The organism is Acinetobacter tibetensis, from assembly GCF_023824315.1.
Taxonomy (GTDB): Bacteria; Pseudomonadota; Gammaproteobacteria; order Pseudomonadales; family Moraxellaceae; genus Acinetobacter; species Acinetobacter tibetensis.
Genome location: NZ_CP098732.1, coordinates 2585699 through 2597278, shown reverse-complemented (window position 1 = coordinate 2597278; position 11580 = coordinate 2585699). Strand labels below are relative to the sequence as shown.

The following is an 11580-nucleotide window of genomic DNA, read 5'->3' as shown; positions in this document are numbered from 1 at the left end:
ATTTACTTACCAGCTTAACGCACCACCCGTTTGGTAGTCTGTTACGCGAGTTTCAAAGAAATTCTTCTCTTTACGCAAGTCCATCATTTCAGACATCCACTGGAATGGGTTATTCACACCAGCAAATTGTTCAGGTAAGCCTAACTGGCTTAAACGACGGTTACAGATAAACTTCAAATATTCTTCCATCATCGCTGCGTTCATACCCAATACACCGCGTGGCATCGTGTCACGTGCATATTCGATTTCAAGCATGGTGCCTTCAAGAATCATTTGAATAATTTCTTCTTGGAATTCGGCTGTCCAAAGGTGTGGGTTTTCAATCTTGATTTGGTTAATCATATCGATACCAAAGTTCAAGTGCATTGATTCATCACGCAAGATGTATTGGAATTGTTCTGCAACACCGTTCATCTTGTTACGACGACCCATCGATAAAATTTGGCTAAAACCACAATAGAAGAAGATTCCTTCAAGTACACAGTAGAATGCGATCAAGTTGCGCAGCAAAATTTGATCGTTTTCAGGTGTGCCCGTTTGGAAGGTAGGGTCACTCAATGATTGAGTATACTTTAAGCCCCACGCTGCTTTACGTGCTACAGATGGAACCTCACGGTACATGTTGAAGACTTCGCCTTCGTCCATACCTAAAGATTCGATACAGTATTGATAAGCATGCGTATGAATCGCTTCTTCAAATGCTTGACGTAAAATATACTGACGGCATTCAGGGTTGGTAATGTGACGGTAAATCGCCAACACCAAGTTATTTGCAACCAATGAATCCGCAGTTGAGAAGAAACCTAAAGAACGCATCACAATGGTACGCTCATCTTCAGTTAAGCCATTTTCAGACTTCCAAAGTGCGATGTCTTGGTTCATGTTGACTTCTTGAGGCATCCAGTGGTTTGCACAACCATCTAGATACTTCTGCCAAGCCCATTCATATTTGAATGGTACAAGTTGGTTCAAGTCAGCACGACAGTTAATCATGGCTTTATCGTCAACTTGTACACGTTGCGCACCCATCTCAAGTTCTTCAAGACCAGGGGCAACATCTAAAGTTTCTAGAGCGTTAGATGCTCTTGCCAACGGATCGGCTGGATCTGTTGCTCGCACTGAACGGGTTCCAGCGGATTGTGCAGCTGCCACATGCGACGATGATTGCTCTGCATTAGATACCAACGGCGCAGCAGGCGCTTTTTGCGGTTCGACGGGCGCAGACTTGTGTTCAGGTGCAGCCGGTTTTTGCGAATCATCTTCTAAATCGTCCCAACTTAGGATAGACATATCAATTCTCTCTTCGTTGCTTTATATCTTTTATGAAGACATCTCAACCAAGAAGATGTCCTACTATACGCTTAATTTGTGTAAGCAAAATTAAGTTTTGTCGATAAATGCTCTAATTTTGTTCGGTAGAGCAAGTGTCCCCACTACTTATTTTGCTTACGCTGTTGATTGCGAATGGCAACAAATGCATAGACCATTGGCACGTAAAAGAAAACAAAGGAAAAAACCAGAACCGCGAGTCCTAACAGGTAGTTATGGGTCATGTGGAACATGGTCTTTTCCTTTATTTATATTTTAATCTCTCTAAAAACCCTCTTTGAAAAGAGGAGCTTTTCTCCCTCCTTTTTAAAAGGAGGGTTGGGGAGGATTTGAAACTGGTCAGATTACTGACAAGCCTCACAGTCTGGATTGTCAATTGAACATGCCATTGGCACTGGAGCTGCTTGACTAAAGTCTTCCTCTTCAGCAACCATGTCAGGTTTAACTTCCTGAGCAACTGCTGCAACAGGTGCTGCTACTGTCGTTGCTTTAACTGCATTCAATGCACCAGTGTTAATGGTAGATTTCTCAGCAGAAGTTGCACCTAATGCACGGAGGTAATAAGTCGTTTTTAAACCACGTAACCATGCCATCTTATAAGTGATGTCAAGTTTCTTACCATTTGCACCAGCAATGTAAAGGTTAAGCGATTGCGCTTGATCAATCCATTTCTGACGACGTGATGCAGCATCCACAATCCAACGTGGTTCAACTTCAAACGCAGTTGCAAAAATTGCTTTAAGCTCTTCTGGAATACGTGAAATCTTTTGAACTGAACCTTCGAAGTGTTTCAGATCATTGACCATCACAGAGTCCCAAAGACCACGATCTTTCAACGCACGTACAAGGTACGGGTTGATTACTGTGAATTCACCAGAAAGGTTCGATTTCACATATAAGTTTTGGAATGTCGGTTCAATTGATTGCGACACACCACAAATGTTTGAAATGGTTGCAGTCGGTGCAATTGCCATCACGTTTGAGTTACGCATACCATCTTTTTGAACTTTGGCACGTAAAGTATCCCAGTCCAAACGTTGTGTGCGGTCAACTTCAAACATACGTTCAGGACGTGTTTTAGCCACAAGGTCAAGTGAGTCAATCGGCAGGATACCTTGATCCCAAAGTGAACCTTTAAATGTCTCGTAAGTACCACGTTCAACAGCCAAATCACTTGATGTTGAAATTGCGTAGTAGCTAATCACTTCCATCGATTCATCAGCAAAATCGACTGCAGCATCAGAACCGTACGCCATGCCCATTTCATATAAAGCATCTTGGAAGCCCATGATACCCATACCCACTGGGCGGTGTTTCAAGTTCGAGTTTCTCGCTTGTGGAACTGCGTAGTAGTTAATGTCGATTACGTTATCGAGCATACGAACAGCTGTTTTCACAGTACGAGCAAGTTTCTCACGGTCTAACACACCACCTTGAACGTGTTGTACAAGGTTAATCGAACCTAAGTTACATACTGCAATTTCATCTTTGCTTGTGTTTAATGTGATTTCTGTACACAAGTTAGAAGAGTGAACTACACCGACGTGTTGTTGTGGTGAACGTAAGTTACATACGTCTTTGAATGTGATCCACGGGTGACCTGTTTCAAACAACATCGACAGCATTTTGCGCCACAAATCTTTTGCACGAATTTTCTTGTGCAACATATTTGTTTCTTTCGCAATCGCTTCATAGTGTGCATAGCGCTCAGCGAATTCTGCACCCATCAAGTCGTGTAGGTCTGGAGTTTCAGATGGCGTGAACAGTGTCCATTCAGCATCTTCAAACACACGTTGCATAAACAAGTCAGGAACCCAGTTTGCTGTGTTCATGTCATGGGTACGGCGACGGTCATCACCGGTGTTTTTACGTAGCTCTAGGAATTCTTCAATGTCCAAGTGCCAAGTTTCAAGGTATGCACACACGGCACCTTTACGCTTACCACCTTGATTAACCGCAACAGCAGTATCGTTCGCCACTTTAAGGAATGGAACAACACCTTGTGACTTACCATTTGTACCTTTGATGTATGAGTTCAAGGCACGAACAGGTGTCCAGTCATTGCCTAAACCGCCTGCCCATTTAGACAACATTGCGTTATCACGCATCGCGCCATAAATGTCATACAGGTCATCATCAATTGTGGTTAAGTAACAGCTTGATAACTGTGGACGTAGCGTACCTGAGTTAAATAACGTCGGAGTAGACGCCATGTAATCGAAGCTCGATAATAAGTTATAGAACTCGATTGCACGTTCTTCACGGTTTTCTTCGTTAAGGGCAAGACCCATCGAAACACGCATGAAGAATAATTGTGGTAATTCGAAACGTACGCCATCTGAGTGGATGAAGTAACGATCAAATAAAGTTTGTAGACCTAAGTACGTGAATTGATTTGAGCGTTCTGGTTGAATCGCCGCTGCCAATTTTGCAAGGTCAAAGTTAAGAAGTTCTGGTGAAAGTAGCTCTAGCTCAATACCTTTTTTAAGGAAAGTTTCTAAAGCATCGCCTTCAACGGTGTTTTCAGACAAACCAAGGAAAGTTAAACCTGTTGCAACCAATTCATCACGAAGTAGGCGAGCGGTCACGTAGGTATAGTTCGGTTCTTGTTCAATACGGGTACGTGTCGCCATCATCATCGTAGTCGAGATGTCTGACTCTTTTACACCGTTATAAAGGTTTTTAATGGTTTCATCGATAATGGCTTGCGCATCAATGCCTTCTAAACCTTCAGCCGCCTTATTAACTTTGGCTTGGAGCGCGCTCAAATCTAATGGCTTAAGTTGACCGTCTTGTGCAGTGATTTGTAAAGTCGGATGATGGTGTGCACCTGTTTGCTGACGAGCAGATGTACGTTGTTCACGGTAAATCACATAGGCACGCGCAACTTTCTGTTCGCCAGTACGCATTAGTGCCAATTCCACTTGATCTTGGATTTCTTCAATATGGATTGTACCGCCAGAAGGTAAACGACGGTTAAAGGTGTTCATCACCATTTCAGTTAATTGTGAAATGCGGTCATGAATACGGCTAGAGTCAGCGCTTTGTTGTCCTTCTACCGCTAAAAAGGCTTTACCAATTGCGACAGAAATTTTTTCGGCATCAAAAGCAGCAACATCACCAGTTCGTTTAATCACCTGAAGTTGCCCAGGGGTGGATGTGATTACGCTCATGTCAGCATAGCTCCATTGTCATCTATTGTTATGTTTATGGACCATTTGAACTGGGCAAAAAGTGTGCCACAGTGTTTGAGGAATAAACACAAGACTTAGTGGTTTAAAATTGAATTGAACACAAGATACGGGAAAATTGAGGGTAGATCAATATTGACATTTTACTAAAAATTTTTCTAATTTTTGCCAAAAAAAAATAGCTCAAATTTTCGAGTTTTTTATGCTTATGGTTTAAGCCTTATTAGACAAGGGCATAGCATAGCAAAGCTCTATTTATCTGCTTATAGATAACCTTGTGGATAAGTGAAAAAGAATAAAACTGATCAGACAGTTTATGATCAATTGTCTGATTTGATTAATAATTGATCGCTTATGGTAAGGTATGTTGAATCGAGTCAAAAAAAGGCAAACTGAAAAAGCCAATTAATTCAACGATTAAAAAATATTACAAAAAGCTACTTAGATGTATCAGTTTCGTGAATAGCATCTTGTTTACAATGTAAACGTGTGTATATTGCAAAATTATATTACGTCGTATCTGTAGGATTTTTAAAAGATACGCTTCATCCTATTGAAGGGGCAGTTTATGAGCCAAGAAGAAAAGTTACCGAAAATTTTAATTGTAGAAGATGATGAGCGTCTTGCGCGTTTAACTCAAGAATACTTAATCCGTAATGGATTGGAAGTTGGGGTAGAGCCAGATGGTAATCGTGCCATTCGTCGTATTATTGCCGAGCAACCCGATTTAGTTGTTCTGGATGTGATGTTACCTGGTGCTGATGGTTTAACCATTTGTCGTGAAGTGCGCCCACATTATCATCAACCAATTTTAATGCTTACCGCTCGTACTGAAGATATGGATCAGGTACTTGGCTTGGAAATGGGGGCGGATGATTACGTCGCTAAACCCGTTCAACCACGTGTTTTGCTTGCACGTATTCGTGCATTATTGCGTCGTACAGACAAAGCGCCTGAAGATGAAGTAGCACAACGCATCGAATTTGATGATTTAGTGATTGATAACGGTGGTCGTTCCGTGACTTTACACGGTGAGTTAGTTGATTTTACCAGCGCAGAATATGACTTGCTTTGGTTGTTGGCTTCTAATGCTGGTCGTATTTTGTCACGCGAAGATATTTTTGAGCGTCTACGTGGTATTGAGTACGATGGTCAAGACCGTTCAATTGACGTGCGTATTTCACGTATTCGTCCAAAAATTGGCGATGATCCAGAAAACCCGAAACGAATTAAGACTGTGCGTAGTAAAGGCTATCTTTTTGTTAAAGAAACCAACGGAATGTAATTTACATCTCTCTTGATTCACACAGGACATTTTCGTGTTTAAACACAGTATATTCTTGCGCATCTATGCAGGTCTGGTTGTGCTGGTTGCAATCGTGGCGCTGTTTGCTTATTTGCTGGTGCAAATTATTAATTACCAGCGTGCGCAAGAATATCGTGAGTCTTTAACTGATGGTATTTCATTTATTATCAGTGAGGGGATTGCGCGTCAGCAGACAGTCCAACAAAAGATAGACTGGATTTCTGATGCTTCAGATTTGTTGGAATTGCCCATTTATTATGTCGATGCCAATAAAGTTGACCTTTCAAGAGCTGAACAAAAACGTATTAGTCAGCAAAAGGCTGCCGTGCGTTATGATGCGCAAAACTCAATTGCTTATATTATTATCGGCTTAAAAAATGACACCAATCATTATCTATATGTAAAAGTAGATAAAATTGGTGAGCGTCAAATGAAAGCGCTGCCGATTTTTATTCTGGATTATCTGGTGTATTACCCAGGACAGGAAAAAGAATATCTAGCGAAAATTCAGAAGCATTTTTCCTATCCAATTGAAATTGCGAAAGTACAAAATCTTCCTTTAGATTCAGAGCAAATTGGGCGTTTACGCTTAGACCATAGCATTATCTTATATCGTGATAGTGCCACAGTCCGCGGCACAACGATTTCGATTGTTTCTCCTATTCCAAGTACGCCATCCGAGGTTTTGGTGCTGGGACCAGTGCCTTTATTTAACTGGATGCCATTCCAATTGGCAGCAGGCATTACTTTACTGAGTTTATTTGTCTTGAGCTTGGGGGTTTATGGTCTGATTTTGCCTATGCAGCGTAAGATTCGTGAAGTGAACTATGCATTAAATCGCATGAAATCGGGCGATTTGAGTCTGCGCTTACCCATTGATGGTACCGACGAAATGGCAAGTTTGGCATCAAGTTATAACAGCATGTCAGACCATATCCAGCGTTTGATTGAGGCGCAGCGAGAGTTAATGCGCGCGGTATCACATGAACTCAGAACACCCGTGGCACGTATTCGATTCGGTATGGAAATGCTGGCTGAGGAAGACGATTATGAATATCGCATACAGCAAGTCGACATGATTGATAAAGATATTGAGGCACTAAATACCTTAATTGATGAAATTATGACCTATGCGAAGTTGGAGCAAGGCACGCCTTCACTTGATTTTGAAAAAATTGTGTTGGCTGAAGTACTTGAGCAAGTTGCGACCGAAACTGAAGCATTGAAAACCCAAAAAGAAATTATTGTAGAAGCACCCTTACCAAGTGTCATTGCAGATGCGGAGCGTCGTTACCTACATCGTGTGGTGCAAAACTTGGTGGGAAATGCAGTGCGTTACTGTGACCATAAGATTGTGATTAGTGGTGGCATTACAGATGCGGGCATGGCTTATGTTTGCGTTGAAGATGATGGTCCAGGTATTCCTGAGGAAGATCGTAAACGCATTTTTGAAGCTTTTGCACGTTTAGATGATAGCCGTACCCGTGCCTCGGGTGGCTACGGTTTAGGGCTTTCTATTGTGAGTCGGATTGCTTATTGGTTTGGTGGACGTATAGAAGTTGATGCGAGTCCAACCTTAAAAGGCGCAAGATTCACCATGAGTTGGCCTGCAAAGCGTTTCGCGAAGAGTAATAAAAAGAAATTAGGGTCTAAAGAGAGTTTGGATAATTAATTTCTTATAGTTTTTAATTTTTAATATGCCCAGTATTACTCTTGAAGGGAGTTAGCTGGGCTTTTATCTATGTGTATCTACAGTGCTTTAATCCAAAATACTGGCGTCAGGTTCGATAATTTGTTTACCGCTCTTTAGGCTTTCTAAAGCATCTTGATTGAAATCGATTAATAACGAATTATTCACAGTATCAATAGAATGACCCGTAATTAATTTTTGGTCTCCACTCAGTGTTTCTACTTTATAGTCATCTACAATGTTGAATATTCCGTCTAAGTTGGTGGTGGTTGAAGCACGATCTTGTCGGAATAATTCATAGATATCACGCAGATCAAATATTGCATTGTTTGCATCGGGATGCTTTGCAATATAATTTTCAATATGGCGAATGAGCAGTTGTGCAAACAAGTAATAATTGGGTTTATGTGTGAATTCTAGATTCATGTGTTTGCTCCTTATTATTTGTTTTACATGATGATATAGGAATACCATAATCACGATCTTTGCGAAATTTAGTCGTGTAGCAGTGTTGTAAATAAAATAAAGAATTCTTTTAAAACCATCTTGCAATTTTGAAGACTTTTAACCCAAATTTATATGAAGCATAGATTGCGATAGTGAATTATTGATAGATGCATTGCGCTGTGAAAATTTGCGGCTTAACTAGACAAATAAAGGATTTCAGCAATAAAGCCTTGCACAGAAATCCGTATTAAATGAAAGTCATGTTGAAAAAAATGATGGAATTTTATTTTTTCATTCAATAAAGCGATAGTGGGGTGGGTTTCAGTGTTTTATGCGTGGAAATATAGAAAAAAGCTCAAAAAATCATCCAAAAGACTAAGACCTATAAACTAGCAAGTGAAATCATAAATCAGGTACAATTGGCGGGATTAATTTTGTGTTTGGTGTATTTGAAGGCCAATACATACATTCTTTGTTAATAAATAGGCCTGCCAGGAGTTATCCCCGCATGAGTGCCATTACTCCATACGAATGGGCAATAATTGCCTTCGTGATCGGCGTTACATTTCTTTGTGCTTTTATGCTCACAGTTCCATTACTCCTTGGGGGTAAGTCATGGGGCCGTGCTAAGCAGGAGCAGTTTGAGTCAGGCGTAGTGGGTGCAGGTGGTGCACGTATTCGCTTGTCTGCTAAGTTCTATTTGGTTGCTATTTTCTTCGTGGTTTTTGACTTAGAAGCGCTTTATCTTTACGCATGGGCTACCTCTGTACGTGAAGTGGGCTGGTTAGGTTTTACAACTGTTGTAATTTTTGTGGTCGATTTATTGATTGCTTTAGTTTATGCAGTTTCTGTTGGTGCATTAAATTGGGCACCTACAGATCGTCGTAAAGCTGCTGGTAAAGTGATTAAAGTTGGCTCTCCAAATATGAACATTGCTGACATTACACGTTTTAACTCTATTGAAGAATTGGTAACAGACCCTACGGGTCATATTCCAGCTCAATCATCTGGTCGCGTGAAAGCAAAATCACCGACTGTCTCATCTAAGGAGTAACTCGGGATGAAATATACCTTAACCCGTGCGAATCCGAATGCTGATCAATATCCACTTCAGGAGCGCCAGATCGTTACGGATCCGCTTGAAGAAGAAGTGAATAAGAATGTGTTCATGACTCGTTTAGAAGACGTGTTACACACAGCAGTAAACTGGGGACGTAAGAACTCAGTTTGGCCGTTTAACTTTGGTACATCTTGCTGTTACGTAGAGTATGCAACGACCTTAACGGGTGTGCATGACTTGTCACGTTTCGGTGCTGAGGTAATTCGTGCTTCACCGCGTCAGGCGGATTTGATGATTGTAGCAGGCACATGCTTTGTCAAAATGGCGCCTGTTATTCAGCGTTTGTATGAGCAAATGTTAGAGCCTAAATGGGTGATTTCAATGGGTGCTTGTGCAAACTCAGGTGGTATGTATGACATCTACTCTGTAGTGCAAGGTGTCGATAAAATTATTCCTGTCGATGTGTACATCCCAGGTTGCCCACCGCGTCCAGAAGCATTAATCCAAGCGTTAATGTTACTACAGGACCAAATTCAATTAGAGCGCCGTCCACTATCTGCCGTGATTGGTGATGATCTTCAGCCTGTATATAAGCCAAAGATGATGCCAGAACGCGATCGTAAGAATGCACAGCGTATTGCTGTGAAAAACTTACGCTCTATGGATGAAATTAAATAATTTTAACGATGAATGTTTGATGCACCCGAGATGGGTGTAATTGTCGTTAAGGTTGACTGAATTTGTATTAAATAGGAAGCCAAGCCAATGGCTGAAACTGACATTGCTATGCCAGAATCAACAGCAGTTGATTCACGCCCAGCATTTGCAATTATAGAAGAACTCAAAACCAAATTTGGTGAGAACTTCTATGTGCAAACGACTCGTGAAGATTTTCCAACGGTCTGGGTTGAGCGCGCACGCGTACAAGAAGTTTTAATGTTCTTGCGTACAGTGTCACGTCCTTACGTGATGCTGTTTGATTTGTCTGCGGTAGATGAGCGTTTACGTACTCACCGTGACAGTTTGCCTGCGTCTGACTTTACAGTGTTCTACCACTTATTGTCATTAGAGCGCAATACGGATATTCGTATTAAAGTTGCATTGAATGAGAGTGATCTCAACATTCCAACTGCGACCAATATCTGGCCAAATGCAAACTGGTATGAGCGTGAAGCTTACGATATGTTCGGCATTAATTTCGAAGGGCATCCAATGCTCCGTCGTATTTTGTTGCCAACCTATTGGGAAGGTCACCCGCTACGTAAAGAGTATTCTGCACGTGCTACAGAATATACACCGTACATGCAGAACCAAGCGAAGCAGGACTTCGAGCAAGAGCATTTACGTTTTGTCCCAGAAGATTGGGGTTTAAAACGTGGGAATGCTGACGAAGACTTCATGTTCCTAAACTTAGGTCCTAACCATCCATCTGCGCACGGTGCATTCCGTGTAATTTTGCAGTTAGATGGCGAAGAAGTGAAAGACTGTGTGCCTGATATCGGTTATCACCACCGTGGTGTGGAAAAGATGGCTGAACGTCAAACTTGGCATTCATTCATTCCGTATACAGACCGTGTCGACTACTTAGGTGGTTGTGCGCAAAACATGCCATACGTGATGGGTGTTGAGCAGCTTGCGGGCATTCAAGTGCCTGACCGCGCGCAATGTATCCGTGTCATGATGTCTGAATTGTTCCGTATCAATAACCACTTGTTATATATCGGTACTGCAATTCAGGATGCGGGTGGTATGACGCCAGTCTTCTACATGTTTGCTGACCGTCAAAAAATCTATGACGCGATTGAAGCGATCACGGGTTACCGTATGCACCCAGCGTGGTTCCGTATCGGTGGTACAGCGCACGACCTTCCAAACAACTGGCAGCATTTGATTCGTGAAATTCTCGAATGGATGCCAAAACGTTTGAAGGAATACCATACAGCAGCACTTAAAAACTCTGTATTTGAAGGCCGTACACGTAATGTTGCGCAATACGATGCAAAATCTGCATTGGCTTGGGGTGTAACAGGTACAGGTTTACGTGCAACTGGTATTGACTTTGATGTGCGTAAATACCGTCCGTACAGTGGTTATGAAAACTATGACTTTGAAGTTCCTGTAGAGTACGAAGGCGATGCCTATGCACGTGTCATCGTTCACTACCGTGAAATCGAACAGTCACTCAAAATCGTGAAGCAATGTTTAGACAACATGCCTTCTGGTGCATACAAAGCGGATCACCCATTGGCTGTTCCACCACCAAAAGACAAAACATTACAAGATATTGAAACCTTGATTACGCACTTCTTAAGCGTATCTTGGGGTCCTGTAATGCCTGCTGGTGAAGCCTCTGTCATGGCTGAAGTGGTTAAAGGTGCAAGTAACTACTACTTGACTTCTGATAAGTCAACGATGAGTTATCGTACCCGTATTCGTACACCAACTTTCACCCATTTACAGCAAATGCCTTCCGTGATTAACGGCAGTCTGGTATCTGACTTGATCATTTATTTAGCGACAATTGACGTCGTAATGGCTGACGTGGATCGCTAAGGGG

General features: G+C 41.8%; 9 protein-coding genes. 5 read left to right on the top strand and 4 right to left on the bottom strand.

What is annotated here, in order from left to right:
* Positions 1-6: 6 nt before the first annotated feature.
* The 3 genes from M5E07_RS12585 to M5E07_RS12575 form a co-directional block, all read right to left on the bottom strand.
* Entirely contained in the window at positions 7-1290 is a 1284-nt protein-coding gene (locus M5E07_RS12585) for a ribonucleotide-diphosphate reductase subunit beta (protein WP_252219649.1), read from the bottom strand.
* 143 nt (positions 1291-1433) lie between these two features.
* Positions 1434-1562, bottom strand: coding sequence for a preprotein translocase subunit YajC (locus M5E07_RS12580; RefSeq protein ID WP_116762473.1), 129 nt, complete (start codon positions 1560-1562; stop codon positions 1434-1436).
* Positions 1563-1673: 111 nt separating this feature from the next.
* On the bottom strand, positions 1674-4502 hold the full coding sequence (locus tag M5E07_RS12575; RefSeq protein ID WP_252219646.1) for a ribonucleoside-diphosphate reductase subunit alpha: 2829 nt from the start codon (positions 4500-4502) through the stop codon (positions 1674-1676).
* A 586-nt stretch (positions 4503-5088) separates the two neighbouring features.
* Between M5E07_RS12575 and bfmR the strand changes: the two genes are divergently transcribed.
* The gene (gene bfmR / locus M5E07_RS12570; RefSeq protein ID WP_116762477.1) at positions 5089-5805 is read left to right on the top strand and encodes a response regulator transcription factor BfmR; all 717 of its coding nucleotides are present in this window, start codon (positions 5089-5091) and stop codon (positions 5803-5805) included.
* Positions 5806-5839: 34 nt separating this feature from the next.
* On the top strand, positions 5840-7498 hold the full coding sequence (gene bfmS / locus M5E07_RS12565; protein ID WP_252219644.1) for a sensor histidine kinase BfmS: 1659 nt from the start codon (positions 5840-5842) through the stop codon (positions 7496-7498).
* Between the two features lie 87 nt (positions 7499-7585).
* Here bfmS and M5E07_RS12560 read toward each other — a convergent pair whose 3' ends face one another.
* Positions 7586-7942, bottom strand: coding sequence for a hypothetical protein (locus M5E07_RS12560; RefSeq protein WP_252219642.1), 357 nt, complete (start codon positions 7940-7942; stop codon positions 7586-7588).
* Positions 7943-8471: 529 nt separating this feature from the next.
* Between M5E07_RS12560 and ndhC the strand changes: the two genes are divergently transcribed.
* From ndhC to nuoC, 3 genes are all read left to right on the top strand, one after another.
* Positions 8472-9017, top strand: coding sequence for an NADH-quinone oxidoreductase subunit A (gene ndhC, locus M5E07_RS12555; protein WP_252219640.1), 546 nt, complete (start codon positions 8472-8474; stop codon positions 9015-9017).
* 6 nt (positions 9018-9023) lie between these two features.
* The gene (locus M5E07_RS12550) at positions 9024-9701 is read left to right on the top strand and encodes a NuoB/complex I 20 kDa subunit family protein (protein ID WP_016166027.1); all 678 of its coding nucleotides are present in this window, start codon (positions 9024-9026) and stop codon (positions 9699-9701) included.
* Positions 9702-9788: 87 nt separating this feature from the next.
* A complete protein-coding gene (gene nuoC, locus M5E07_RS12545) occupies positions 9789-11576 on the top strand; it encodes an NADH-quinone oxidoreductase subunit C/D (protein ID WP_116762486.1) in 1788 nt (595 codons plus the stop codon).
* Positions 11577-11580 lie beyond the last annotated feature (4 nt).

Coding starts and splice junctions, on each gene's coding strand:
- M5E07_RS12585 (WP_252219649.1), bottom strand. CDS start 1,290: ATGTCTATCCTAAGTTGGGACGATTTAGAAGATGATTCGCAAAAACCG.
- M5E07_RS12580 (WP_116762473.1), bottom strand. CDS start 1,562: ATGTTCCACATGACCCATAACTACCTGTTAGGACTCGCGGTTCTGGTT.
- M5E07_RS12575 (WP_252219646.1), bottom strand. CDS start 4,502: ATGAGCGTAATCACATCCACCCCTGGGCAACTTCAGGTGATTAAACGA.
- bfmR (WP_116762477.1), top strand. CDS start 5,089: ATGAGCCAAGAAGAAAAGTTACCGAAAATTTTAATTGTAGAAGATGAT.
- M5E07_RS12560 (WP_252219642.1), bottom strand. CDS start 7,942: ATGAATCTAGAATTCACACATAAACCCAATTATTACTTGTTTGCACAA.
- ndhC (WP_252219640.1), top strand. CDS start 8,472: ATGAGTGCCATTACTCCATACGAATGGGCAATAATTGCCTTCGTGATC.
- M5E07_RS12550 (WP_016166027.1), top strand. CDS start 9,024: ATGAAATATACCTTAACCCGTGCGAATCCGAATGCTGATCAATATCCA.
- nuoC (WP_116762486.1), top strand. CDS start 9,789: ATGGCTGAAACTGACATTGCTATGCCAGAATCAACAGCAGTTGATTCA.